This window comes from Pseudomonas tohonis (assembly GCF_012767755.2).
In the GTDB taxonomy this organism is placed as follows: domain Bacteria; phylum Pseudomonadota; class Gammaproteobacteria; order Pseudomonadales; family Pseudomonadaceae; genus Metapseudomonas; species Metapseudomonas tohonis.
Map to the genome: position 1 here is coordinate 3,286,322 of NZ_AP023189.1, position 21,507 is coordinate 3,307,828.

Annotated in this window: 17 protein-coding genes; 4 read left to right on the plus strand and 13 right to left on the minus strand. The window is 66.7% G+C overall.

Annotation, left to right across the window (positions count from 1 at the left end; translation table 11 throughout):
- Nucleotides 1–6: 6 nt before the first annotated feature.
- From HSX14_RS15050 to HSX14_RS15070, 5 genes are read right to left on the minus strand one after another with little or no spacing between them, the layout of a single operon-like run.
- A complete protein-coding gene (locus HSX14_RS15050) occupies nucleotides 7–1,194 on the minus strand; it encodes a PAAR-like domain-containing protein (protein WP_173178650.1) in 1,188 nt (395 codons plus the stop codon).
- Nucleotides 1,194–2,228: a beta-ketoacyl synthase N-terminal-like domain-containing protein gene (locus tag HSX14_RS15055; protein WP_173178649.1), complete on the minus strand. Its 1,035-nt coding sequence runs from the start codon at nucleotides 2,226–2,228 to the stop codon at nucleotides 1,194–1,196. Before HSX14_RS15055 ends, HSX14_RS15050 begins: the two co-directional genes overlap by 1 nt.
- Entirely contained in the window at nucleotides 2,225–3,343 is a 1,119-nt protein-coding gene (locus tag HSX14_RS15060) for a DUF2169 family type VI secretion system accessory protein (protein WP_173178648.1), read from the minus strand. The genes HSX14_RS15055 and HSX14_RS15060 overlap by 4 nt, the downstream gene beginning before the upstream one ends.
- 13 nt (nucleotides 3,344–3,356) lie before the next feature.
- The gene (locus HSX14_RS15065; RefSeq protein ID WP_173178647.1) at nucleotides 3,357–3,803 is read right to left on the minus strand and encodes a DUF6484 domain-containing protein; all 447 of its coding nucleotides are present in this window, start codon (nucleotides 3,801–3,803) and stop codon (nucleotides 3,357–3,359) included.
- 28 nt (nucleotides 3,804–3,831) lie between these two features.
- Complete coding sequence (locus HSX14_RS15070) at nucleotides 3,832–6,057, minus strand: type VI secretion system Vgr family protein (RefSeq protein ID WP_175384257.1); 2,226 nt, start codon at nucleotides 6,055–6,057, stop codon at nucleotides 3,832–3,834.
- Nucleotides 6,058–6,427: 370 nt separating this feature from the next.
- Here HSX14_RS15070 and HSX14_RS15075 point away from each other — a divergent pair, with 370 nt between their 5' ends.
- From HSX14_RS15075 to HSX14_RS15090, 4 genes are all read left to right on the plus strand, one after another.
- Complete coding sequence (locus tag HSX14_RS15075) at nucleotides 6,428–6,856, plus strand: GTP pyrophosphokinase (RefSeq protein ID WP_173180415.1); 429 nt, start codon at nucleotides 6,428–6,430, stop codon at nucleotides 6,854–6,856.
- Between the two features lie 577 nt (nucleotides 6,857–7,433).
- On the plus strand, nucleotides 7,434–7,868 hold the full coding sequence (locus HSX14_RS15080) for a DcrB-related protein (protein WP_173180414.1): 435 nt from the start codon (nucleotides 7,434–7,436) through the stop codon (nucleotides 7,866–7,868).
- 46 nt (nucleotides 7,869–7,914) lie between these two features.
- Nucleotides 7,915–9,213, plus strand: a complete 1,299-nt coding sequence (locus tag HSX14_RS15085; protein ID WP_173180413.1) for a PAAR domain-containing protein — start codon at nucleotides 7,915–7,917, stop codon at nucleotides 9,211–9,213.
- Nucleotides 9,210–9,743 carry a hypothetical protein gene (locus HSX14_RS15090; protein ID WP_173180412.1) on the plus strand — a complete coding sequence of 178 codons (534 nt, stop codon included), beginning with the start codon at nucleotides 9,210–9,212 and terminating at the stop codon, nucleotides 9,741–9,743. Before HSX14_RS15085 ends, HSX14_RS15090 begins: the two co-directional genes overlap by 4 nt.
- A 428-nt stretch (nucleotides 9,744–10,171) precedes the next feature.
- Here the strand turns inward: HSX14_RS15090 and HSX14_RS15095 are convergent, their stop codons facing one another.
- From HSX14_RS15095 to tssC, 8 genes are all read right to left on the minus strand, one after another.
- Nucleotides 10,172–12,085, minus strand: coding sequence for a type VI secretion system Vgr family protein (locus HSX14_RS15095; protein WP_373874700.1), 1,914 nt, complete (start codon nucleotides 12,083–12,085; stop codon nucleotides 10,172–10,174).
- A gap of 126 nt (nucleotides 12,086–12,211) precedes the next feature.
- Nucleotides 12,212–14,911, minus strand: a complete 2,700-nt coding sequence (tssH, locus tag HSX14_RS15100) for a type VI secretion system ATPase TssH (RefSeq protein WP_173175590.1) — start codon at nucleotides 14,909–14,911, stop codon at nucleotides 12,212–12,214.
- A 166-nt stretch (nucleotides 14,912–15,077) separates the two neighbouring features.
- Nucleotides 15,078–16,094 carry a type VI secretion system baseplate subunit TssG gene (gene tssG / locus HSX14_RS15105; protein WP_173175588.1) on the minus strand — a complete coding sequence of 339 codons (1,017 nt, stop codon included), beginning with the start codon at nucleotides 16,092–16,094 and terminating at the stop codon, nucleotides 15,078–15,080.
- A complete protein-coding gene (gene tssF, locus HSX14_RS15110) occupies nucleotides 16,058–17,917 on the minus strand; it encodes a type VI secretion system baseplate subunit TssF (protein ID WP_173175586.1) in 1,860 nt (619 codons plus the stop codon). Before tssF ends, tssG begins: the two co-directional genes overlap by 37 nt.
- Complete coding sequence (gene tssE, locus HSX14_RS15115; protein WP_173175577.1) at nucleotides 17,914–18,432, minus strand: type VI secretion system baseplate subunit TssE; 519 nt, start codon at nucleotides 18,430–18,432, stop codon at nucleotides 17,914–17,916. Before tssE ends, tssF begins: the two co-directional genes overlap by 4 nt.
- 2 nt (nucleotides 18,433–18,434) lie before the next feature.
- Entirely contained in the window at nucleotides 18,435–19,220 is a 786-nt protein-coding gene (locus tag HSX14_RS15120; protein ID WP_173175575.1) for a type VI secretion system accessory protein TagJ, read from the minus strand.
- Nucleotides 19,221–19,442: 222 nt separating this feature from the next.
- Nucleotides 19,443–19,931, minus strand: coding sequence for an Hcp family type VI secretion system effector (locus tag HSX14_RS15125; RefSeq protein ID WP_111264318.1), 489 nt, complete (start codon nucleotides 19,929–19,931; stop codon nucleotides 19,443–19,445).
- 73 nt (nucleotides 19,932–20,004) lie between these two features.
- Nucleotides 20,005–21,501, minus strand: coding sequence for a type VI secretion system contractile sheath large subunit (tssC, locus tag HSX14_RS15130; protein WP_111264317.1), 1,497 nt, complete (start codon nucleotides 21,499–21,501; stop codon nucleotides 20,005–20,007).
- Nucleotides 21,502–21,507: the final 6 nt, after the last annotated feature.

Sequence of the window (21,507 nt, forward strand, 5' to 3'; positions counted from 1 at the left end):
AAGAAATTATCGGCCGCTCGGTGCGGATGCGGATGCGGCAGCGAGGCGGGACGAGCGAGCTACGACGGCGGCATTGGCTGCCTTCTCTGCTTCGTCTCCCTTGTAACCGGTGGCAATGGAGCGACACTGCGTCGAGTCGTCGATGCCCTGTTTGTTGTGGTAAGCGTCCAGCTGCGCCTCAAGGCAGGCGGGATCGCACTTGGACTCCGGGAAGCTCTTGCCTACTGCATCGACACCGAATGTCTTTGCCTGCTTGTAGGTGAGGCTGACGACGGAAGTCTGCTTCCCGCCTTCAAGTGGCAGGGCCTGGGTGGTGGCTCCGCTGTTGAGCGCGGCGGTGCTCTGGTAGGTGTGCATCAGCCCGTGAGTGCCGTGGTACTGGTTGCAGCCTTCCACGCAGATGCAAGGTGCCTTGTCGGCGTTGTAGTTCGCGGTCCCCTCGATAGCCGTCGAGTTCGAGCCGCCTCGCCCCACGTTGTAGAACGAGCCGGCCTCCACCACGTGGTGCCCGGTCTGACCCGGGCAGCAACCGGGCTGTTTCCCAGTAGGTGCATAAGGGCTCAACTGGCAGCGGCGGGCCCGAAGGCACTCCTTGGCGGCAGTCTTGTCCGCATAGGCGTCGGCTTCATCCTTGGTCGAGGGCTTGCCATCGGGAGGGCAGGGGCTCGGCCCGTCCGCCTTGTGCGGGGTGAATTCCTTGCACGCCTCCTTTTCCTTCTTGATGTCGTCCTTGCAGGGGCCTTCTTCCTTGGACACGGCCATCTCGTCGAGGTAGGGCCAGGTCGGTGTGTTGCCGGGCATCGATGCATGGTTGTGTGTCATCAGGTCCATGTGGCGGACTACGTTCTCACCCTCGAACTTCACATCCATCGACCAGGCTGTGTAGTAGACCTTTCCCTTTATCTTGCTGGTGACGACTCCTTTCTTCGGTGCGCAGCCCGCTTCGTCACCGGTACTGGTCTTGAAGTAGCTCTTGTTCTTGAGCATCGCTTCCTTGCCGGTGATCTTGATCGTGCGAGTGCCATTGGTCGTGTCGCTGGCCATCCCGGTGTTGGGGTAGGGGATGGGCACGCCGGTGGGTGTGGGCGGCGCCTGCGGAGGCGTGAAGCAGACGTCGGGGAAGCAGGCGATGGACTTGCCGCTTGCCGACTTGCAGGACACTTCCATGTTGTTGGCGAAAACCTGGTTGGCCATCAGGCAGCCCTCACATGTTGGTAGCTCAAGAGGACGACGGCACGTTGTCCCGCATCGTTGCCCAGGTGGCAGAAGATATTGGGGCCTTCGCCATAGCCTTTGCGCGAGGCGGCCAGTGCAACTGAAAGCATTGCAGGGCCGATGGCCGCGCCGCACTCTCCGATGCAGTCCGCCGGATGCCAGATATCGAAGAACTCCTTGCGCACCCGCAGGTTCCGGCTCATCGCCAGGGACGCTTCCTTGAAGTAGTACTGCTCCCCGGATAGATCCGTCAGCCGGTAGTCCATGCTTTCGAGGCCGCAGCCCGCTTCGGCGAGAGCGGCCCGGATGGCCTGTGTAAGGCCTTCGGCTCGCAACGGCGTGTCTTGCGCTTCGATGTGGGCCTGCTCGATGCCAAAACCCAGGCCGATGCAGGCCAGCTGTGGCTTGTCATCGAGGCGTGGTAGGCCAAGTACGACAGCGGCAGCTCCTTCACCGGGTATGAAACCGTTGGAGTTGCGGCTGGTCAGCAAGCGTTCCCGTTTGTCATAGGACGACAGTGTCGATGCATCGAGAAAGGAGTCGACACCGGCAACCAGTACGTAGCGATGCCCCGTTGCGAGGAGCTTGCGGGCGTTGAGCAGCGCCACGGCGCCGCTGACCCTGCCCCGTGCGATAACACTGGATGCTTCATGAAACTCGATGCCGAGCTCTCGCTGGATGTCTTGCAGCAGACTGATATCGAGGTTCGCCAACCGGCCGGGACGCTCGGCCTCGGCCAGACCCAGCAGCAGCGGCGTTTGCTCGGGTTGGCAGCCTGGCACGCTGCGTACCGCCTCGGCTATCGCCCTGGCGGCCATCTTGACCAGCTTGACCCGGCCTCGCCAGGGCTGTTCCAGAGGGACTGTCGAGCCGATCTGCCATTCGCCCCCGCTGTCCATGAAGCGGGTCTCCTGAAAGTTGTCGATGGCACAGCGAATGGCCGCACAGCTGGAGGGCGAGTCCTGGCCGACAGCCGTCACCATGCCGGAGCCGAGTACGCAGAAGCTGGTCATTGAGATTGCTCCTGCGCATCGAAGTCCCGGGCAGCGGCCAGCGACGCAAGTGACGGGTAGTAGTCCTTGCCAAGGGCCTTGGCGCGCCACCAGGCTCGTGATTTCTCGCCTACCAGCACCTGCGTCATCTCGAACATGTTCCGCCTCAACGCCCGGCTCGCGCGCCAGGTGATCTCGACCTTGCCGGCGTCGGTGTCCACCACCAGCGTGTCGATCACCGCCTGCACCGTCTCGTGGCCACCCTTCTTCAGGAAGAAGGTCACCGGCACCTGCATCCTCGGCACCTTGAAGCCGGCGCGTTCCTGCCGGGTCAGGTTGAGCAGCAGCACGTCCTCGCCGCCCTGCAGGTACTCGGTCTGCTGGTCCGGCGGGGCGGCCTGGTAGTAGCGGGTGTCGAAGTCCGGCGGCAGGAAGGGGAAGTGGTCGGCCAGCCAGGCCTCGTCATAGGTGCCGGCGTAGCCGATGCGCGGTGGCCAGTGGCGGCCGATGGGGCCGAGGGCCATGGGGGTGAAGTCGCCGTGCGGGCTGTCGATGGGCTGGCCCAGGGCTTCGGTGCTGGGCATGGGCATGCCGACGATCCCGGCGGTGCCGGCGCTCCTGGGGTACCAGCCGATGCCGGCCGGGTTGGGCAGGTAGGTCTCGGCGAAGTCCGGGCGGTCGGCCATGGCGTGGCGGCCACCGAAGGCGTGGGCGTAGCCGATGTCCTGCTCGAGGAAGGGCTGCGGGACGCCGGGGCTGGCGCCGAGCATGCCCGGCTGCCACTGGCGCGGGCCGAGCACGCTGAAGGCCTTGCTGACCCGGCCGACGCGGATGCCGGCGGTGATCTGGGTGGCGGGGCGGCCGTTGGGGGCGTGGGCCTTGCCCATCACCAGCACGTCGCAGAAGGGCTTGACCGGGGCGAAGTCCATTTCCTGGCGCGGTGCCGAGAGGCCGGGCTCGCCGACGTATTCGTCGGCCATCAGCAGCGGGCGCTGGACTTCGGCCAGGCGCGCCTCGCTGCCATCGAGCGGCAGGTCGAAGGTGCCCTTGGCGACCACCACCAGGGACTCGCGCCCGTCGGGGGCCAGGCCCTGGGTGTAGGCGGCCGTCAGGCGGGTGGCGTTGAGCAATTCCATGTATGCGGCTCTGTCAGTTGATCTGCACCGAACCGCCCTTGATGCGGTGGACCCCGGAGGAGCGGCTGGACAGGTACGCGCCCTTGATCAGCACCTTGCCTTCGCGGGTCAGGGTGATGCTGGCCTTGCCGCAGCGCAGGACGATCTCGCGCTCGGCCGAGAACTCCAGGCGCTCGCCGTCGATGTGCGCCACCGCCGGCTCCCTGCGGGTCTCCGGCAGGCGCTGGATGCGGCCGATCACCAGGGGCAGGGCGGGGTCGCCGCCGACGAACATCAGCGCCACCTGGGTGCCGATGTCCTCGCGGGCGAGCACCGTGGTGGTGGTCGCGGCGATGCCGGTCTCCGACGGGCAGCCGGGGAAGGCCACCACCGGGCTGGAGGCCTCGGGCACGTCGAGGAGGATGCCGATCACCACGCCATCGAGGCGGGTGGCGGCGGGGGTGTGGATCTGGACTGTCATGCTCTGTACTCCCTGACCGAGCGCGGGCTCAGTTCTGCAGGATCTTCTGACCCTTGACCACGACGTTGCTGCTGGCCTTGATGTTGATCGCGCCGGAGCCGTCGATGGTGATGTTCTTGCCACGGATGACGATGGTGCCGTCCTTCTTCATGGTGATGCTGGCGGAGCCGGTGACCAGGCTGATGGAGTCGCCGGCGTTGAGCGAGAAGCTCTTGCCGATGTCGACGCTGTCGTTCTGGCCGACGTCGGTGCTGCGGTTCTGGCCGATGCTGCGCGACTCGTTCTTGCCGATGCTGGTGGTCTGGTTGCTGCCGATGTCCACCTGCTCGTTGGCCCCCACGCTCTCGGTGCGGTCGGCGCCGATGGTGATGTTCTCGTTGCTGCCCACGCTTTCGGTGCGGTTGCTGCCGATGGTGATGTTCTCGTTGCTGCCCACGCTCTCGGTGCGGTTGCTGCCGATGGTGATGTTCTCGTTGCTGCCGACCTTCTCGGTGCGGTTGGCGCCGATGGTGATGGTCTCGTTGCTGCCGACGTCCTCGGTGCGGTTGACGCCGATGGTGATCTTCTCGTTGTTGCCGACCTTCTCGGTGCGGTCGACGCCGATGGTGATGGTCTCGTTGTTGTCCACGGTCTCGGTGCGGTCGTGCTTCACGTGCACCGTCTCGTCGTGGTCGATGGTCTTGGTGCGGTCGTGGCCGACCCAGTGGGTCTCGTCGTTCTCGACCTCGATGTCCTGGTTCTTCTCCGCGTGGATGAAGAGCTGTTCCTCGCCCTTCTTGTCCTCCATGCGGATCTCGTTGAAGTTCGCCGGCGTGCCGCCCTTGCTGGAGCGGCTCTTGGTGCCGCTCTGGGTGGCGTTGGCGGGCAGTTCGTAGGGCACGGTCTGCTCGGCGTTGTACACGCGGCCGGTGATGATCGGGCGGTCGGGGTCGCCTTCGAGGAAGCTGACGATGACTTCCTGGCCGATGCGCGGGATCTGGATATGGCCCCAGTTCTTGCCGGCCCAGGCCTGGGACACGCGCATCCAGCACGAGCTGTTCTCGTTGGACTGGTCGTGGCGGTCCCAATAGAAGTGCACCTTCACCCGGCCGTACTGGTCGGTCCAGATCTCCTCGCCCTTGGGGCCGACGACCATGGCGGTCTGCGGGCCCTGGACGATGGGCTTGATGGTGGTGGGCATCGGGCGGAAGGCCTGGGAGGCCTCGATGCAGTCCAGGGCGCTTTCGTACTGCAGCACGCCGCCGGTGGCGCCGCTCTCGTAGCTTTCCTGGCTGATGGAATAGCGGGCGCCGACGATCAGGTATTCGCGGTTCTGGTCGTCGCGCGGGTAGCCGGTCATCTTGAACAGGTGCCCCGATCCCAGGCCGCGCGCGTTGGTGCGCAGGTGCACGCGCTCGTACTGGGTCTGGATCGCCTCGATGCGGTTGCGTGCGTACTGCTCGCCGTCCTTGCTCTGCACGTACTCGCCCGGGTAGTCGTACAGCGGGTGCTCGGCGTTGCTGTGGGGGCGGGAGACGGTGGAGCGCACCTCCAGGCGCGCGCTGGGGCGCTGGAAGTCGTAGTCGTTGAGCGCCAGGGAGCCCGGCTGCACCTCGCGGGCCAGGTGCCAGTCATAGATGTGGTCGCGCTCGCGCATCTGGTCTTCGAGCGGGTAGTAGGGCACGGAGGCGTAGTCGGCCACCGACTTGTGCGCGCCATACGCATCGGAGAGCACCAGCACGTGGCGCTCCTTTTCGTGGCGGAAGTAGTAGTAGATGCCTTCCTGTTCCATCAGGCGGCTGACGAACTCGAAGCTCGTCTCGCGGTACTGCACGCAGTACTCCCACTCGCGGTAGGAGCGTGACAGCGAATCCTCGAAGTCGGAGAAGCCGAGGTCGCGGAACACCTGCTTGATGATGTCCGGCACCGTCTTGTTCTGGAAGATGCGGCAGTCGGAGGTGCGTGACAGCAGCCAGAACCAGGGGCGCAGGCTGATCTGGTAGCCGGCGAACTGGCCGGTGCCGGCGGTCTGGCTGCAGCGGCAGGCGATGCCGTGGAAGTAGCGCTGGCTGCCGTCGGGCAGCTCCAGGGACACGCCCATGGGCTTGCCCAGCAGGGCGTCGAGCTTGATGGCGTAGTTTTCCGAAACCAGGCTCAGCTCGTAGTCGAAGAGCCGCCCCAGTTCCTCATGGCCATCGAGCCGGTCAAGGACCAGGACGTTGGGCCCGAGCGGGCTGCTGACCTTGGCCATGCGGGCCTGTTGTGTGATTGCCATGCTGTCCTTGCCTCGTGTACCACTGGGATCGGAGCGAACCGCCAACGAGCCGGCGCCAGGGGATCGACGCGGGGCGGGCAGGCCGGGATTTCCGGGGAAACCTGGGTCGAAGTATTAGCAGACGACGCTCGTCCCGGGCGCTTTTTCCGATATCCGCGAATCCATTCGGGGTGACGGGAAACAACCTTGCCGATCGGGCGGCAGGATTCTCGCCGGCGATTGTTGTAGTGCAGAGCGGCTCCGCTGTCCAGAGAGCGGATGAGCGAGCGCCCGCCGGCGTCCCCACTTCTGGACGGGGTTCACATTCGCAACGGCCGGGTGGATGAGGGCCGGTGCTATGCTCGCCGCCTGCCCGAGCCCTGGAGCCCCCATGAACGACACCCTCGAACGTGCCATCGCGCTGGCCTGCCGTGTGCACGCCGGCCAGCGGGACAAGGCCGGCAAGGCCTATATCCTCCATCCCCTGCGCCTGATGCTGCGCTTCGACGATGCCGAGTCGCAGATGGTCGCGGTGCTCCACGACGTGGTGGAAGACGCAGGCGTAACCCTCGATGACCTGCGCGCCCTCGGCATCCCCGAGCCGGTGCTGGCCGCCATCGACTGCCTGAGCAAGCGCGAGGGCGAAGGCTACGAGGCCTTCATCGAGCGCATCTGCCCCAACCCGCTGGCCCGCCGGGTCAAGCTGGCCGACATCCGCGACAACCTCGACGTCTCGCGCCTGCCGCACCTGGACGACAAGGACCTGGCGCGGGTGGCCAAGTACCACCGGGCGTTGCAGGTGCTGGAAGCCCAGGGCTGACCTCGCGATTCCGGCCGGCCCGTAGGGGCGAATTCATTTGAACTTGGGAAACCACGTCCTTAGGTCGCGGTCATGAGTCATCGGCTCTGCCTGTGACGATGTGAATTGAGAGCCCTGCAGGATGAACGCGTGTCGTAGGGTGTGCCGTGCGCACCTCCGCGCGGTGCTTCCGGCGAGTCCGAGGTGCGCGCAGCACACCCTACGTCCGGAGTAAGCGGCGGCTGCATGTTTCGAGGTCTGATTGCACCCTCTTCATAGGGGACCAAAAGCAAAGCCACGCTCTAAAAACGTGGATTTTTACTCGCGAAAAGACCTCCAGCGCCTATCGCGCCCCATCGCGGATGAATCCGCTCCCACCCGACCTGCTCCCTGGTCGGTCGTGGGAAACCCGACAGGCCGCTTCCCACACAGATAAATCGAGACCTGAGGCATATCCAGCGGCCTTGCTCCTTGATGTTTGTTTCGCGTTCCCCGAAAATTTTTCGCCTCACCAGTTGTCGAACACGCACCCCCGGGTCGCGGCGAGGTATTCGACGACCCGCTAATGCGCGATACAGACTAGGGAAGGCCTTCAGCAGTGACTCTCTACCGACTCCACGAGGCGGATCTGGATATTCCGGACTCCTGGCAGGACCAGAGCATCAACATCTTCAAGCTGCCCGCGACCGGGCCCGCCAAGGAAGCCAGCTTCGTCATCAGCCGCGACCCCAGCAAGGGCGATGCGCCCTTCGCCGACTACATCGCCCAGCAGCTGTCCAACGCCCGCCAGCAGTTGCCGGGCTTCGCCCTGATCAAGCAGTGGGACATCAACATCCAGGGCTCGCCCGCGGTGCTGCTGGACTACACCTGGCAGCGCGAAGGGCGCCAGCTGATGCTGCGCCAGGTGTTCATCGAACACCGTGCCCTGGTGCTGATCGCCACCCTGACCACCACGCCCCAGGACCTGCCGTACCACGAGCCGGCCTGGAAACAGGCGATGCAGACCTTCAAACCGCTGCCCCCGGCAGCCTGATCCGAGCGCCGCGAGGCGCCCCGCAGCAAGGACGTAGACGTACCTCATGGATGCACAGGCAGCGGCACGCCTAGGCGACGAGATAGCCCACGGATTCGGCGTGGCGGCCATGGTGGCCGGCGCGGTGGCGGGGGCGCTGATCGGTGCGGCGGTGATCGCCGCCACGGCGGCCACCGGCGGCGTGGCCCTGGCGGTGATGGCCGGTTCCATCGCCGGCGGCGGCCTCTCGATGTTCCAGATCCTCAAGGGCCTGAACACCATTTTCAACCTGCCGGAGCCGACGACGGGGGCGTTGATACGGGGCAGCCCGAACGTCTTCATCAACCTCCGCGCCTCCATGCGTGCGGGGGAGGATGCCTCGTCCTCCTGCAGCGGGCTGCCGTGCAACCACCCCATCTGGCCGTTCGAGGTGACCATCGCCGAGGGCAGCGCCACCGTCTACATCAACGGCAAGCCGGCGGCGCGCATCACCAGCAAGATGGTCTGTGGCGCGCACATCAAGAGCGGCAGCGAGAACACCTTCATCGGCGGCCCCACCGAGCGGGTCGCCTTCGTGCTGGACATCGAGGGCTGGATGCACACGGGGCTGGAGGCCCTGGGCCTGGCTGCCCTGGGCGTCGGCCTGGTGGTCGCGGCCATGGCCGGCCTGGCCGCGCTGGCCACTACCGTGCTGATCGGTGGTGCCATCTTCGGCGGCATGGAGCTGCTGGGTGACCTGGGCGACCGCCTCGGCCCCGGCTACCGCGACCTGCTGCAGGGCGTGGCCGGCATGGCGATGCTCGGCCTGGGGCCGAAGATGGCGCGCCTGGGCAAGCCGACGCCGGCCACGCGTACGCCTGCCTACAAGGCCGGCGTCACCGAGGCGGACATCATGGGCATCCCCAAGGGATCGCGGCCGCCACCGAGCGACTACCTGGAGCAGCCCTATATCGACAAGCACCTGAAGACCTTCAAGGACGAAGGTGGCGCCTTCCTGTTCACGGCGGACGACATCGCCAACCCGAAATACGCTGCCTTCAACCCGAACAAGTTCGTCATGGCCGACTCCGACCTGTCCTCGGTGGTGGCCCAGTACAAGAAAACCGGCGACGTCTCCGTGCTGGAGTCGGCGCTGGGGTACGATCCCGGCTCCCTGGCGGGCAAGGAGATCTACATGCTCAAGGTGGAAAACCCCAAGGTGCTCATGCCCACCGGCAACGAGGGCGGGGTGAACTCGCTCTGGCGCCCCGGCGGCCTGACCCACCCGGGTGGCATGCGCGAAGCGGTGCTGGATAATGTCGCCATCAACCACGGAAACGACATCAACGTACTGAAGTCGGCCCATGACGTCGTGAGAATCCAATGAATCAGAAACTGGACAACGTCCTGCTCCTCGCCCTGGCCAACGACGAACTGGACCGCTTCCTGGTGGGCGAGCCGTTCTATTTCCTCGAAGCGCGCAGCGACAACGACGAGCCGCAGAACGTGGTCGCCGCCTTCGACCAACTGGTGGTGCCCTATTGGCGCGAGACCCGCGACCCGGCCTTCCCCCAGCGCTTCGTCGCGGCGTTGCTCAAGATCCTCGCCACCTACCCGGACCGCAACCGCGCCATCTACCTGGCCCATGACTGGGTCTGGTACTACCGCTTCTGCCTGGCGAAGAAACGCGCCCAGCCGGAAGGGCCCTATGGCGATCTGTTCGAGGTGGACATGGGCGGGGTGGCGGTCGCCCTGCGACGCCAGCTGGAAGCCAACAAGGCCGCCCTGCAAGCCGATACCCGCTGGGCCGGCGCCGCCTGGAACAGCCCCGACGGCATGTGGACCCCGCTGCTGCGCACCGCCGTCACCGTGCGCGACAAGCTCGGTGGCCCGGACTTCGTGCCGGCCACCGCCTGACGAGCGCCCGCATCGACACGTTCGTGGGGTGCGGGGCGTAGGGTGGATGGCGCTTTTTTCATCCACCAACGGAGTAGCCAGGGGCACCGCATCGCGAATGAATTCGCTCCTACGGATGGTGCGTGCGTTGGATGCGGGGCATAGGGTGGATGGCGCTTTTTTCATCCACCAACGGAGTGGCCAGGGGCACCGCATCGCGAATGAATTCGCTCCCACAAAGGCACACCGTTTTTCCCTTGTGGCCAGGGGCGGGCTGGGCTCCCTCGGGGCAACTCCGTTGCCCTTGGGCGAATGAATTCGCCCCTACGGATGGTGCGTGCGTTGGATGCGGGGCGTAGGGTGGATGGCGCTTTTCCCATCCACCAACGGAGTGGCCAGGGGCATCGCATCGCGAATGAATTCGCTCCCACAAAGGCACACCGTTTTCCTCAGGCCTTGGGCGGCGGGAACAGTGCCTTGACCATGGCGTCGATGGTGCCCTTGATGCCCTTGCCCTTGCTCGGAACCTCGCTGGCGACGCCGGAGTTGAGGTCGAGGCGACCGCCGGTGTCGATGGCGCCGTTGCCGCTGGCGTAGAGGTTGAACGCGGTGCCGGAGATGTTGATCTCGCCGCTGGCGTTGAACTCCAGCACGCTCTTGCCGCACACCAGGCGGATCTGCGCGCCGGCCTCGATCAGGTACTGGGTGCTCACGCTGTCGGCCTTGGCGCCGCCCACCATCAGGGTGTCGTTGCGCTTCACCGCGCGGGTGCGGTCCTGGCCGATGCGTGCCAGTTCGTCGTTGTCCACGCTCTTGGTGCGGTTGTGGCCGACCCAGTGGGATTCGTCGTGCTCGACGGCGATGTCCTGGTTGCGTTCGGCATGGATGTACAGCTGTTCGGCGCCCTTCTTGTCCTCCATGCGGATCTCGTTGAAGTTCGCCGGCGTGCCGCCCTTGCTGGAACGGCTCTTGGTGCCGCTCTGGGTGGCGTTGGCGGGCAGTTCGTAGGGCACGGTCTGCTCGGCGTTGTACACGCGGCCGGTGATGATCGGGCGGTCGGGGTCGCCTTCGAGGAAGCTGACGATGACTTCCTGGCCGATGCGCGGGATCTGCACCGAGCCCCAGTTCTTGCCGGCCCAGGCCTGGGATACGCGGATCCAGCAGGAGCTGTTCTCGTTGGACTGGTCATGCCGGTCCCAATAGAAGTGCACCTTCACCCGGCCGTACTGGTCGGTCCAGATCTCCTCGCCCTTGGGGCCGACGACCATGGCGGTCTGCGGTCCCTGGACGATGGGCTTGATGGTGGTGGGCATCGGGCGGAAGGGCTGGCGCGCCTCGATGCAGTCCAGGGCGCTTTCGAACTGCAGCGGGCCGCCGGCGGAGCCGCTCTCGTAGCTCTCCTGGCTGACCTGGTAGCGGGCGCCGACGATCAGGTACTCGCGGTTCTGGTCGGCGCGCGGGTAGCCGGTCATCTTGAACAGGTGCCCCGAGCCCAGGCCGCGCGCGTTGGTGCGCAGGTGCACGCGCTCGTACTGGGTCTGGATCGCCTCGATGCGGTTGCGCGCGTACTGCTCGCCATCCTGGCTCTGGGTGTATTCGCCGGGGTAGTCGTACAGCGGAAGCTCGGCGTTGCTGTGGGCACGGCTGACGGCGGAGCGCACCTGCAGGTGGGCGCTGGGACGCTGGAAGTCGTAGTCGTTGAGCGACAGCGAGCCCGGCTGCACCTCGCGGGCCAGGTACCAGTCGTAGATGTGGTCACGCTCGCGCATCTGGTCCGAGAGCGGGTAGAAGGGCACCGTGCCATAGCCCGCCACCGGCGCGTGGGCGCCATAGGCATCGGAGAGCACCAGCACGTGGCGCGATTGCTCGTGGCGGAAGTAGTAGTAGATGCCTTCCTGTTCCATCAGGCGGCTGACGAACTCGAAGCTGGTCTCGCGGTACTGGACGCAGTATTCCCACTCGGTGTACGTGCGGGTGAGGGCGTCCTCGAAGTCGGAGAAGCCCAGGTCGCGGAACACCTGCTTGATGATGTCCGGCACCGTCTTGTTCTGGAAGATGCGGCAGTCGGAGGTGCGCGACAGCAACCAGAGCCAGGGCTTGAGGCTCACGTGGTAGCCGGCGAACTGGCCGCTGCCGGCGGTCTGGCTGCAGCGGCTGGCGATGCCATGGAAGTAGCGCTGGCTGCCGTCGGACAGCTCCAGGGAAACGCCCATGGGCTTGCCCAGCAGGGCATCGAGCTGGATCGAGTGATCTTCCGAGATCAGGTTCAGCTCGTAGTCGAAGAGCCGTCCCAGCTCCTCATGGCCATCCAGCCTGTCCAGCAGCAATGCATCGCCGCCCAGCGGGCTGCTGACCTTGGCCATGCGTGCCCGTTGCGAAATCGCCATCCCACACGTCCTTAGCGCTGTACGCGTCACTACCGGGTTCCGACGCGCCGGAACCTTCCACATTCAGGCGGCGCACCCCGTCGTGGGGCGCGCCGCATCGCTTCAATCGAAGCTGTAGGTGAACTCGCCGTTCTCGGCGCCCACCGTCACCTTCTCGACCTTGCGGCCTTCCAGCATGCGGCCGAGGAACTCGCGGGAGAGGTCCGGCAGCATGCTGTTGGTGAGGATGGCGTCGATCTGGCGGCCACCGCTCTCGGTCTCGGTGCAGCGCGAGACCACCAGGTCCACCACCTTGTCGTCGAAGTCGAAGGGCACCTTGTGCGAGCCCTCCACGCGCTTCTTGATACGGCCCAGCTGCAGGCGGGTGATGCTTTTCAGCATCTCGTCGGTCAGCGGGTAGTAGGGGATGGTCACCAGGCGGCCCAGCAGCGCCGGCGGGAAGATCTTCAGCAGCGGCTCGCGCAGCGACTTGGCGATGCCCTCGGGTTCGGGCATCAGCTCGGGGTCGTTGCACAGGCTGGCGATCAGGTCGGTGCCGGCGTTGGTGGTGAGCAGGATCAGGGTGTTCTTGAAGTCGATCACCCGGCCTTCGCCGTCTTCCATCACGCCCTTGTCGAACACCTGGAAGAAGATCTCGTGCACGTCCGGGTGGGCCTTCTCCACCTCGTCCAGCAGCACCACGCTGTAGGGCTTGCGCCGTACCGCCTCGGTCAGCACGCCGCCCTCGCCGTAGCCGATGTAGCCGGGCGGGGCACCCTTGAGGGTGGAGACGGTGTGTGCTTCCTGGAACTCGCTCATGTTGATGGTGATGACGTTCTGCTCACCGCCGTACATGGCTTCGGCCAGGGCCAGCGCGGTCTCGGTCTTGCCGACGCCCGAGGTGCCCGCGAGCATGAACACGCCGATCGGCTTGCTCGGGTTGTCGAGCCCCGCGCGGGAGGTCTGGATGCGCTTGGCGATCATTTCCAGGGCATGGTCCTGGCCGATGATGCGCTTCTTCAGGTGGGTGCCCAGGTTGAGCACGGTCTCGATCTCGTTGCGCGCCATGCGGCCCACGGGGATGCCGGTCCAGTCGGCGACCACAGAGGCCACGGCCTGGTAGTCCACGGTCGGCAGGATCAGCGGCGTCTCGCCCTGCAGCGCGGTGAGGCGCTGCTGCAGGTCGGCCAGCTTGGTGCGCAGGCCGTTCAGTTCGTCCTCGCTCAGGCTCGGGGCGTCGGCGCCGGCCTCGCGGCTGGTGCCGTCCACCGGCTCGGCGGCGGCACGCAGGCTGGCGCGGGTGGCCAGCAGCTCGTCGACCAGGGCCTTCTCTTCGTTCCAGCGCTCTTCCAGTCCGGCCAGGCGGGCGCGTTCCTCGACCAGCGCGTTCTCCACGTCGGTGCGGCGGCTGCCGATGGCGACGCCGATGGCGTGCTCGCGGCCGATGATGGCCAGCTCGGTCTCCAGCGCCTCGATGCGGCGGCGGCTGTCGTCCACCTCGGCCGGCACGGCGTGCAGGCTGATGGCGACGCGGGCGCAGGCGGTGTCCAGCAGGCTCACGGACTTGTCCGGCAGCTGGCGTGCGGGAATGTAGCGATGGGACAGCTTGACCGCCGCCTCCAGCGCCTCGTCGAGGATCTGCACCTGGTGGTGCTTCTCCATGGTCGAGGCGACGCCGCGCATCATCAGGATGGCGCGGTGCTCGGAGGGCTCGTCCACCTGCACCACCTGGAAGCGGCGGGTGAGGGCGGGGTCCTTCTCGATGTGTTTCTTGTACTCGGCCCAGGTGGTGGCCGCGACGGTGCGCAGTGTGCCGCGCGCCAGGGCCGGCTTGAGCAGGTTGGCGGCATCGCCCGTACCGGCGGCGCCACCGGCACCGACCAGGGTGTGGGCTTCGTCGATGAACAGGATGATCGGCTTGGGCGAGCTCTGTACGTCCTCGATCACCTGGCGCAGGCGCTGCTCGAACTCGCCCTTCATGCTGGCGCCGGCCTGCAGCAGGCCCACGTCCAGGGCGCGCAGCTCGACGTCTTTCAGCGAGGGCGGCACGTCGCCGGCGACGATGCGCAGGGCGAAGCCTTCCACCACCGCGGTCTTGCCCACGCCGGCCTCGCCGGTGAGGATCGGGTTGTTCTGGCGGCGACGCATGAGGATGTCCACCAGTTGGCGGATCTCGTCGTCACGGCCGACGATCGGGTCCAGCTTGCCGCTGCGGGCCTGCTCGGTGAGGTCGACGGTGAAGCGCTTGAGGGCTTCCTGCTTGCCCATGGCCGCTGGGGCCATGGCGCCGCTGGCATCGCCCGGGGCGGCACCGGCGTTGAAGCCGTCGGTGGCGGTCAGGGCGTTCTCCGGGGAGTTGCCGACGATCTCGTCGAAGCGCTCGATCAGGGTTTCCACCTTGATCTTGTCGAACTCGCGGGAGATGGCGCTCAGCGCGTGGCGCAGGCTCGGGGTCTTGAGGATGCCGACCACCAGGTAGGCGGTGCGCACCTGGCTTTCGCCGAACATCAGGCTGCCGTAGACCCAGCCGCGCTCCACCGATTCCTCGACATGGGAAGACAGGTCGGTGATCGAGGTCGAGCCACGGGGCAGGCGATCCAGGGCCTCGGTGATGTCCTTGGCCAGGCGAGCCGGCTCGATGTTGAACTGGCGGATGATCTGGTGCAGGTCGGAGTCCTGCAGTTGCAAGATCTGGTGGAACCAGTGCACCAGCTCGACGTAGGGGTTGCCACGCAGCTTGCAGAACACCGTGGCCGCTTCGATCGCCTTGTAGGCGAGGCTGTTCAGCTTCCCGAACAGCTTGGCACGACTGATTTCGCTCATCTTGCTCTCCTTTTCCTGACGGCACGCTTGCAGTGATGGCCGTGTGGTTGGTCCTGTCTGGAGCGCTCCATGCGCTCCGGTTGTTGTCTGTTCAGTGGTTCGCTAGTTCAGTGGGCCCCCGCGCACGCGGGGACCCACTAAAGAGCGAGGCATGGCCTCATCAACATTACTCACCATGGCTCAAATGACTCACCGCCAGCAGCAGGTCGTCGGCGTCCTCGGCGGGCTTGCCCAGCCAGGTGTTGAGGCCCAGGCGGTCGTTGCCGCCCAGGGTCATGGGGGGGACTTCCTCACGCTTGAGCACCAGGTTGCTGTCCCAGTCCAGCTCCTCGCCCAGGTACTCGGCGACCCAGGCGGCCAGTTCGTGGAACAGCTCGCCGCCGGGCAGGAAGCGCTGGTACTGCGACAGGTCCAGCGGGCCGATGCGGATGCGGAACTTGTGCTGGCGATCCCACACGTGGGTGCCCAGGCACAGGTCCGTGCCCAGGGTGCTGGCCTGGGCGCCGAGGCGGCTGAACTCGGGCAGCTCCAGCCATTGGCCGACGTATTCCTCGATGGCCACGGGGACGCCGAAGAACTCCGCGAGGATGCTGCGCAGGCCATCGGGGTAGCGGGTCTGCGCGGCCAGGTGGCCGGTGAAGTAGTAGCGCGCGGCGTCGTCGATCGGCCCCTGGCCCATCAGGCTTTGCATGCCACGGCCGGAGAGGGCGCCCAGGCGCGGCGACCAGTAGTCGTCGGCGGGGCGGTCCTGGCTCACGGTCGGGCGCGCTTCGGCCCAGGCGCGATAGAACAGGGTCAGCAGGCGATGGTTGAAGACGTCGAGGAAGCGCTTGAAGGTGGCGTCGGCGTTGTTGCGCTGGCGCTCGCGGGCGTATTCGGTCAGGTGCAGCGGCAGCGGGCCGTTGGGGCCGGTGAGGCCGAAGAAGTACTGCTCGATGCGCGGCGTGCCGTCGGGGTTGTGCTCGACGCTGGCGAGGGTCGAGGGGGCGAAACCGCAGTCGGGCTTCTGCCCCAGGCGCAGCGGGTCATCGGCCAGGCGCACGGAATGGCCGAGGCGCGGGCGCTCGGGGAATTCGCACTCGATACGGCGCAGCGCCTGGAAGAAGTCGTAGTTCCAGGGCGCGGTCTCCATGGCCGCGAGGGTGTTCACAGATTCGGACGACGTCCGGGCTTCGCCCGCCATCGCATCACCTCGCCCCGTTCAGTGGTCCGCATCACCGTCTCGGTGAAGCTGTTGATCGACACGTAGCGTGTCAGGAAGCGCTCCAGCACCGCGCCCAGGAGGAACACGCCGGTGCCGCGGAAGGCGTTCTCGTCGAACTCCAGGCCGATCTCCAGGCCACGGCCGAAGACGATGGGACCGGGCATCGGCAGGCGCCGCGTGCAGGGCTTGCTGGTGACCTGGCGCAGGCCTTCGATCTGCATCTGCAGCGCCGGGTCGGTGGGGTCGCCGTACAGGCGCAGCAGTTCGCGCAGCGCGGCGGCGCCCTGGCCTTCCTGGCTCAGCGACAGGTAGTTGAGCGACAGCTGGCTGATCAGGCGCCAGGCGCTGGCGTCGTGGGCGCGGCTGGCACGTGGGCGGCTCGGGCCGGCCAGGCAGCGCACGGACAGCACCGGGGCACTGTCTTCGAGCGTGAAGTCGCTGCGGCCGTTGCCCACCGGCATGAACAGCGGCAGGTCGCGGTTGGTGCACAGCGCGCCGATGCCCAGCTGGCGAAGGTCATGGCGGTAGGGCGCCTGGTTGGCGTCCACCAGGGACACGAAGGTCTCGCTGCCGATGTAGGTGGAACGCGGGCCCTTGCGACGCTGCTTGCTGGAGAGCACGCGGGGCTCGCGGCGTACCGTGTACCAGGCCTGCTCGCGGCCGTAGCGCGAGGGGTCGCGCACGGCATAGAAGGGCTGGAACGGCTGCTCGGGGCCGGCGCCGTGGCCGCTGACCTCGGTCAGCGAATGCACCTCGAAGTCCAGCGGGCGGGTGCGGTCGACGATCACCTGGTGCTCGTGCACGCGGTCGCTCAGGTGGATGCGGTCGGCGCGGCGCGGGAAGAGGTTCACCGCCGGGGTGCAGAACAGCTTGAACTGCTCGGTGCCGATGCTGCCCTCCAGGCTCTGGTCGAGGCGGTTGAACAGCACGATGACGTCGAGCTCCTGGCCGGCGCAGCGCTGCACCGGGCGGCGCAGGTTGGCCACGTCGACGAACAGGAAGCGGTTGGGCAGGGCGAAGTATTCCTGCAGCAGGCGGTAGCCCTGGAACGCGCGCGGAACCACCGGCAGCACCGCGTCTTCGTCATCGAAGCCGCGTGGGCGCAGGCTCTCCGGCGGCAGGCGCTCGACCCAGTCGCCGCCAGGGGCCTGGACGAACACGGCGCAGGCGTTGCCCAGCAGTTGCTCGTAGAGGCGGAAGGGCTGCTCGTCGGCGCCGTGCAGGTAGAACGACAGGCTGTCCAGGGGCAGGGCGCTGAAGGGCAGCCCGGCGCCGGTGCGCAGGCGCAGGCGCAGCGCCGCCTTGGCCGTGGGCTCGGAGGCGGCGAGGCGGCCGAGCACCGAGGCGGGGTTGCCGAAGTATTCGACCTTGGTCACTTCCAGCGGCCACAGGGTCACCGGCTGAGAGGTGCGGTACTCGCAGGCGGTCTGCTCGTCGGTGCCCAGCAGGCCGCGCAGCGAGGCGTTGCGCTCCACGGTGAAGCCGCTGGCCAGCGAGCCCTCGTTGGGATCGGACTGCAGCTGCACCACGGTCATCGACGGGGTCGGCGCCAGGTACTGCGGGTAGGCGATCTCCAGCAGGTTGTGGGTGAATGTGGGGTACTCGGCGTCGAGTTTCAGCTGCACCCGCGCGGTGAGGTAGGCGAAACCCTCCAGCAGGCGCTCGACGTAGGGGTCGGCGCAGTCGATGCCGGAAAGCGTCAGGCGGCTGGCGATCTTCGGGTATTCACCGGCGAACTCCGCAGCGCTCTCGCGGATGTGCTGCAGCTCCTGGTTGTAGTACTCGAGCATCCGCGGGTTCATTTGCTGCGCCTCCGCAGGAGGTCGGCGGGGACGATCTGCACGTGTCCGGTTTCCAGGTCCAGGTCGGTGGTGAGCAACATGCGCAGGGGCACGGGTTCGGCCCAGAGGTCGCCTTCGATCTCGAAGGACAGGGCGTTGTGGTTCATCTGGTCGGCTGCCAGCTGGGCGCGGACGCGCAAGGTGGATCGGATGATGCGCGGCTCGTAGTCGGCGATGGTCTCGGTGAGCAGGGCCTCGATGGCCTGCACGTCGACGCTGGAGGCGGTGTGCCCGGCCAGCGGCGGCAGGCCGTAGTTGACCACCGAGTTGCCGGCCTGGATCTCGCCGGAGGTCTCGCTGTCGAGCGGCGCGATGGTGTTGAACAGCCAGGCCAGGTCGCGCAGGACGGACGCCTTGAGCTGGGACAGGGAGAGCACGCGCTTGTCGACGCTCTCCTTGGCGTTGCTCGGGTCCTCGTCGGTCAACCGGTCCAGGAGGGAGGGTTGCAGACGTTCCTGCAGCGTCAGCTCGGCCATGCTCAGGCCTCCGGATGCCCGAAGGCGAGGCTGCGCAGTTCGAACAGCGCGGTGTCGCCCTGGTCGGTGACGAACAGGCGCTGGCCGAGGGGGCGGCCGTCTTCCAGGAAATCGGTCTTGCGGCCCAGGCGGATGGCGCCGTCGGCGTCGTCCTGGCTGCCCGGGTAGCGGCTGGGGATCAGGCCCACGGTGGCGCCGCCGTTGACCAGGGTGACTTCCACCGGCAGCCAGACCAGGTCGCGCAGGTCGGTGGGTGCCTCGGTGACCAGGCTCTGGATGTTGTGCATCGGCAGCCACACGTAGCGGCCGTTGACGATGAGTTCGAGCACCGGGCCCAGGCGCGGGTCGGCGTCGGCGAACCATTCGAAGGGCTGCTCGTTGAGGGTGCCGGCCACGGCGGGTGCGGCTTCGAAGGCAGCGTCGCGCAGGGCCTGGGCGGCTTCGTGCTGGCCGTCGGCGTCATGCTTGAGCGCCTGGATCAGCGGCGCCACCCACTCGGCGGGCTCGCCCAGCACCACGGGGGTCAGGCGGCCGGCGAAGACCTCGGCGCGCAGGGCTTCGCATTCCAGTGCGGTGCGGTAGGTCTGCACCATGGCCAGGGTGCTGGCATCCAGCTCGCCGGCGACCTTCAGCTGGTTCTGCGCGCGGCTCCACTGGCCGAGCACCGCCAGCAGCTGGAACAGGAAGACCCGCAGCTCGGCGTTGGAGGGCTGGGCACGTACCTGGTCCTGCAAGGATTTCAGGGCTTCGTTGGCGCGTCCTGCGCGCAGTAGTTCTTCGGCGGTCATGGTCGTCCTGCCTGCAGCCGGGCTGCGCGAAGGGAGGGGAGGGAGGGGCTCGATGTGGCGCTCTCCGCTGGGGCCCGCTCGGGGCTCCACCGGGCAGCGTCACGGGCATCGACCGACGGGATGAGGGTCGCGGCGTGCGTATCGGGGGTGGCTCTGGCCATGGTCGGTCCGGTGGCGTGGAACGCACCCGGGCCCGCTCGCGCAGGCCCGGATGGGAGAGCATCAGATCTTGACGTTCTCGCGGATGTTCCAGCCGTACTTGACCGGGCCGCCGTCTTTGGCGCCGTCGGCTTTCTGCGGCTGGTAGTCGACCTGTACCTGGGCGAAGTTCAGGCTGACGTTCTCGGTCAGGCGATCTTCGCCACCGCTGCCGCCGGTGCTGACGGAGGAGATCAGCACTTCTTTCATGGTGATGATCAGGTACTCGACCGGCGACTCGCCGCCAGCCTTGCGGATGGTCAGCTTGGCTTCCGGGTAGTGCTTGCCGCTGGAGCAGGCCATCATCAGGTTCGGGGACGACTTGTCGATGTACTTGGTCAGCGACAGGTCCTGCACGCTCACCTTGCCGGCGCCGCCGCCACCGCCCTGGTGCATGTTGCCGGACTGGGACATGCCCCAGCTCCAGGCCAGCACGTCGATTTCCTTGCCGTGGGTCTTGTCGGCGGACTCACCTTCGACGTCGCCGATCTTGATGAACATATCTACAGCCATGTTTCCTCCTTCGTGGCTTTCGCCACCTTGTCAGACGCGCCCGCCACCTGGCAGGCGCTTAAAGTGACGCGCCTCAGGCCCCCTTGGCCGAAGGCAGCTTGGATACCAGGCGCAGCGACACGGTCAGCCCTTCGAGCTGGTAGTGCGGGCGCAGGTAGAACTTCGAGCTGTAATAGCCCGGGTTGCCCTCGATCTCCTCGACCACCACTTCGGCGGCTGCCAGCGGGTGCTGCGCCTTGGTGGTCTCGGTGGAGTGAGCGGGGTCGCCATCGACGTAGTTGAGGATCCAGTCCTGCAACCAGCGCTGCATGTCGTCCTTCTCCTTGAACGAGCCGATCTTGTCGCGAACGATGCACTTGAGGTAATGCGCGAAGCGGCAGGTGGCGAACAGGTACGGCAGGCGCGCGGCCAGGTTGGCGTTGGCAGTGGCGTCCGGGTCGTCGTACTCGGCCGGCTTCTGCAGCGACTGGGCGCCGATGAAGGCTGCCAGGTCGGTGTTCTTCTTGTGCAGCAGCGGCATGAAGCCGTTCTTCGCAAGCTCGGCCTCGCGGCGGTCGGAGATGGCGATCTCGGTCGGGCACTTCATGTCCACGCCACCGTCGTCGGTGGGGAAGGTGTGCGCCGGCAGGTTCGGCACTTCGCCGCCGGACTCCACGCCGCGGATGCGCGAGCACCAGCCGTAGAGCTTGAACGAGCGGTTGATGTTGACCGCCATGGCGTAGGCGGAGTTCGCCCAGGTGTACTTGCTGCTGTCGGCGCCGGCGGTGTCTTCCTCGAAGGCGAACTCTTCCACCGGGTCGGTCTTGGCGCCATAGGGCTGGCGGGCCAGGAAGCGCGGCATGGTCAGGCCGATGTAGCGCGCGTCGTCGGACTCGCGCAGCGAACGCCAGCCGGCGTATTCCGGGGTGGTGAAGATCTTGGTCAGGTCACGCGGGTTGGACAGCTCCTGCCAGGAACCCATGCCCATCACGGTGGGGGAGGCGGCGGAGATGAACGGCGCGTGCATGGCGGCGGAGACCTTGGCGATCTCGCCCAGGAGCTCAACGTCCGGCGGCGACTGGTCGAAGTAGTAGTCGCCCACCAGGCAGCCGTAGGGCTCGCCACCGAACTGGCCGTATTCCTCTTCGTAGAGCTTCTTGAAGATCGGGCTCTGGTCCCAGGCGGTGCCCTTGAACTTCTTCAGGGTCTTGTGCAGCTCGCCCTTGGAGATGTTCAGCACGCGGATCTTCAGCTGCTCGTCGGTCTCGGTGTTGTTGACGAGGTAGTGCAGGCCACGCCAGGCGCTTTCCAGTTGCTGGAAGTCCGGGTGGTGCATGATCAGGTTGACCTGCTCGGTGAGCTTGGCGTCGATCGCAGCGATGATCGATTCGATCGACTTGATCGCATCGTTGGAGATCAGGCTGGTCTGCTGCAGCGCATGCTCGGCGAGGGTGCGCACGGCGGTTTCCACCGCTTCACGGGCGCGATCGGTCTTGGGTTTGAACTCCTGCAGCAGCAGGGAGGCGAACTCGCTGGTCTGCTCGGTCGCTTCGCCGGCCTGGGGCGCGGCGTCGGTCATCAACTCGGCCATCTGGGT

Excerpts from the sequence above, each read along its gene's own strand:
- HSX14_RS15095 (WP_373874700.1), bottom strand. The coding sequence starts at position 12,085 with ATGGCCAAGGTCAGCAGCCCGCTGGGCGGCGATGCATTGCTGCTGGAC.
- HSX14_RS15060 (WP_173178648.1), bottom strand. The coding sequence starts at position 3,343 with ATGGAATTGCTCAACGCCACCCGCCTGACGGCCGCCTACACCCAGGGC.
- HSX14_RS15055 (WP_173178649.1), bottom strand. The coding sequence starts at position 2,228 with ATGACCAGCTTCTGCGTACTCGGCTCCGGCATGGTGACGGCTGTCGGC.
- tssE (WP_173175577.1), bottom strand. The coding sequence starts at position 18,432 with ATGGCCGAGCTGACGCTGCAGGAACGTCTGCAACCCTCCCTCCTGGAC.
- HSX14_RS15050 (WP_173178650.1), bottom strand. The coding sequence starts at position 1,194 with ATGGCCAACCAGGTTTTCGCCAACAACATGGAAGTGTCCTGCAAGTCG.
- tssF (WP_173175586.1), bottom strand. The coding sequence starts at position 17,917 with ATGAACCCGCGGATGCTCGAGTACTACAACCAGGAGCTGCAGCACATC.
- HSX14_RS15075 (WP_173180415.1), top strand. The coding sequence starts at position 6,428 with ATGAACGACACCCTCGAACGTGCCATCGCGCTGGCCTGCCGTGTGCAC.
- HSX14_RS15085 (WP_173180413.1), top strand. The coding sequence starts at position 7,915 with ATGGATGCACAGGCAGCGGCACGCCTAGGCGACGAGATAGCCCACGGA.
- HSX14_RS15120 (WP_173175575.1), bottom strand. The coding sequence starts at position 19,220 with ATGACCGCCGAAGAACTACTGCGCGCAGGACGCGCCAACGAAGCCCTG.
- tssH (WP_173175590.1), bottom strand. The coding sequence starts at position 14,911 with ATGAGCGAAATCAGTCGTGCCAAGCTGTTCGGGAAGCTGAACAGCCTC.
- HSX14_RS15070 (WP_175384257.1), bottom strand. The coding sequence starts at position 6,057 with ATGGCAATCACACAACAGGCCCGCATGGCCAAGGTCAGCAGCCCGCTC.
- HSX14_RS15125 (WP_111264318.1), bottom strand. The coding sequence starts at position 19,931 with ATGGCTGTAGATATGTTCATCAAGATCGGCGACGTCGAAGGTGAGTCC.
- tssC (WP_111264317.1), bottom strand. The coding sequence starts at position 21,501 with ATGGCCGAGTTGATGACCGACGCCGCGCCCCAGGCCGGCGAAGCGACC.
- HSX14_RS15090 (WP_173180412.1), top strand. The coding sequence starts at position 9,210 with ATGAATCAGAAACTGGACAACGTCCTGCTCCTCGCCCTGGCCAACGAC.
- tssG (WP_173175588.1), bottom strand. The coding sequence starts at position 16,094 with ATGGCGGGCGAAGCCCGGACGTCGTCCGAATCTGTGAACACCCTCGCG.
- HSX14_RS15065 (WP_173178647.1), bottom strand. The coding sequence starts at position 3,803 with ATGACAGTCCAGATCCACACCCCCGCCGCCACCCGCCTCGATGGCGTG.